This window comes from Soonwooa buanensis (assembly GCF_900167905.1).
Lineage (GTDB): Bacteria > Bacteroidota > Bacteroidia > Flavobacteriales > Weeksellaceae > Soonwooa > Soonwooa buanensis.
This window is the reverse complement of the sequence record NZ_FUYZ01000016.1, coordinates 1-2,609: the sequence shown is the minus strand read 5'-3', so window position 1 is coordinate 2,609 and position 2,609 is coordinate 1. Positions and strand designations below refer to the sequence as shown.

At 28.1% G+C, this 2,609-nt stretch carries 4 protein-coding genes and 1 pseudogene; 1 reads left to right on the top strand and 4 read right to left on the bottom strand.

Annotated elements, in window-relative coordinates; genetic code table 11:
- Positions 1-111: 111 nt before the first annotated feature.
- On the bottom strand, positions 112-564 hold the full coding sequence (locus B5X62_RS14875) for a hypothetical protein (protein WP_079668274.1): 453 nt from the start codon (positions 562-564) through the stop codon (positions 112-114).
- Positions 561-818: a DUF3781 domain-containing protein gene (locus B5X62_RS14870; protein ID WP_079668273.1), complete on the bottom strand. Its 258-nt coding sequence runs from the start codon at positions 816-818 to the stop codon at positions 561-563. Before B5X62_RS14870 ends, B5X62_RS14875 begins: the two co-directional genes overlap by 4 nt.
- Between B5X62_RS14870 and B5X62_RS15540 the strand changes: the two genes are divergently transcribed.
- Positions 808-966, top strand: coding sequence for a hypothetical protein (locus B5X62_RS15540; RefSeq protein ID WP_159447659.1), 159 nt, complete (start codon positions 808-810; stop codon positions 964-966). The two genes, B5X62_RS14870 and B5X62_RS15540, sit on opposite strands and share 11 nt — an antisense overlap.
- A gap of 96 nt (positions 967-1,062) precedes the next feature.
- Here the strand turns inward: B5X62_RS15540 and B5X62_RS14865 are convergent, their stop codons facing one another.
- Together B5X62_RS14865 and B5X62_RS15700 are read right to left on the bottom strand one after the other, a co-directional pair.
- Positions 1,063-2,250 carry an immunity 26/phosphotriesterase HocA family protein gene (locus tag B5X62_RS14865; protein ID WP_079668272.1) on the bottom strand — a complete coding sequence of 396 codons (1,188 nt, stop codon included), beginning with the start codon at positions 2,248-2,250 and terminating at the stop codon, positions 1,063-1,065.
- Between the two features lie 211 nt (positions 2,251-2,461).
- A pseudogene (locus tag B5X62_RS15700) lies at positions 2,462-2,609 on the bottom strand (PIN domain nuclease); the annotation flags it as partial.

The following is a 2,609-nucleotide window of genomic DNA, read 5'->3' as shown; positions in this document are numbered from 1 at the left end:
ACAAAAATGTGGAATTGAAAAATATTGGCGGCTAAATATTTCAAATTTTTCAATTATACATTTAACCCCGCATTTTGCCAATACAATGTTAGCTGCAGGTGTTTTTTTGCCTTAAATATCTGGTCTATTGTCTTTTCCATACAAAATTGCAATTCCATGTTGTTTTGTTGCAAGATTTAGCAAAGATTTTTGAAATCTATCAATTGCAGATGGTTCTACAATAATTTCGAGTTTAACTTTACTTTTCTCTTCCGTTCTATATTCTGTACTTACATTTTCCTCTATATTTAGTTCAACTCCAATTTTTCCAAAATTATCGATACAATAAAATCTTATCGAACAATATGAAAAACTATTTTGACTTCCTAATTCATAAAATATTATTTTCTCATTTTTGGGAAAATCAATCAATTTATTTGCAAATTGGCTTAAAGAATCGCTTGTGTCATATACTTCTGTTTCTCCATAAAACTTCACATTTGAAGCATTTATTTTCACTTCAAACATATCATCGTCCTTCCAAATTATCTCAAATTTTAGAAATGAGTTAATGTTTTCTGTCATGCTTCTAATTTGTCAACTGTTATAAGTCTAAATGTATAAGAATTTATCGTAATTTTTATTTTGTATTTAAAATTTGACAAATAATAATTTTTCCCTTTTTTCTCAAATGCATTTTCGTCAGTTTCAATAATGATATTAGAAATTAGATTTTCAATTTCAGAATTTGAATAAGTCGTTTTTAGTTTTTTATTGACTCTTCCATAAACCAAATCAGTGTAACAAATTTTTGATAAAATTTCGGATTTGATTTTCATAATTATTTATCTAAATACCTTATTAGCAGGGATTTGTAATGCACTTGCAGCTAACGGAAAAAGTATTGGCGAAGTGCGGGCTTTCGAAGAACTGAAAGTTCAAGAACGACCAAGCGGAGCCGATGCTTTTTCAGATTGTCTAAATTAAGAAAAAAAACAATATGAAAAGCAGCGGCGGATAAATATTTCAAATTTTTCAATTCTACCTTAATCCCGCATTTTGCCAATACAATGTTAGCAGAAGTTATTTTATATTTTCAATTATGCTTGTTGGTAAAGGAGTAGAAGTTATTATTGAGTTCTCAATATAAGATTTGTTAGAATCTAATCCGAAAATATTGAATATTTCTTCCTTAATTTTTGAATTGTTTGGGTTTCTTAAATCATATTCTGCTTTGTAATGATTAACTTCTGAAAAATTAAGGTTTCCATCATTTTTTAGCATATTATCAATTTCGAAATTTCCGTATGCAGAGTCAAAACCAATTGAATAATATCCATATGGATTGCTTGAAAATGATTTTCCTTCAATGTGCAAGTATTTTGAAAAAGTCTTAACTGGCAATTCTAAATGAATAAATCCCCATTGTAGAAAAACATTGTTACTTCCAAATTTTATTGATTTTCCATAAGAAATTGGAAAATCAAATTCTTCATTTGTAACATTTCTATTTCCAATAATTTCATATTCTCCATAAAAAATCAAATTATCCATAATATAATCAGATGGCAATTTGGGTTGTTTGTCAAGAAAATCAATTTCTACATTTTTGTCAAATGATTTATATGCAAAAATTTGAATTAACAATGGAGGACCCATTAAATAAAATAAGCCATTTTTAGTATCAATCAATTTTTGTTTTCTGATTTTATTTATATCCAATAGAATCCGACCAAAACCATATTCTTCTCTACTAATTTTAAATCTGAAATAATCTCCTGTTTTGTATTTATGGTTTTTGCGTTTTTCTTTAGAAAACATTTCTACTTCTTTTAAACTTGTTGGAGTTGAGTTGTCGATATATTCTAAAATTAGTTCTTCACAAGTTTTTTCGATTTGCTGTTTTTTATCCCAACGAGTAGAGTAGAAAGTCTTTTGCGTATCGAAATTTCCACATGTTAAATAACCAACTGAAACTTCAACATAATTTCCGATGGGTTTTCTTTTATCTAATGTTGAATTTGTTAATTTTTGCTCTTTTCCTTTAGATGTTTTAGGAAGCAGAATTTCTCTATTTTTTGTTTGTTCTTCAAATTGTAATTCTTTATAATAAATATCAGAAGAGATAATTTGTTTTTTTATGGTATTTCCTTCGAAATATAAAATTGTTGCTTGATATTTATCTTGTAAAATTACTTTATCCCAACTTGGTTGAATTGGTTCAATTCCAAAATATTTTCTTTGTTGATTGGTTAACGTAAAGTTGTTCATATAATTTCTGCTAACGGAAAAAGTATTGGCGAAGTGCGGGCTTTCGAAGAACTAAAAGTTCAAGAACAACCAAACGGAGCCGATGCTTTTTCTTGGAACTAAATTACAAAAAAATGTGGAAAGTAAAAGCAGCGGCGTGTAAAAAAGTAGAGTAGTTCAACTATACCTAATCCCCGCATTTTGCCAATACAATGTTATGCGACGCCACAATTTAGCGATTCATAAATTCTTTCGCTGTTAATATCGGTAAACTTAAATTCTTAAAATCTTTCTTATTTCTTGTGATGATAATTTCCATGTCATGCTCAATCGCAGTAAAATATTGAATTGCATCCTCAAAATCTCTTTGATTTGAAGCC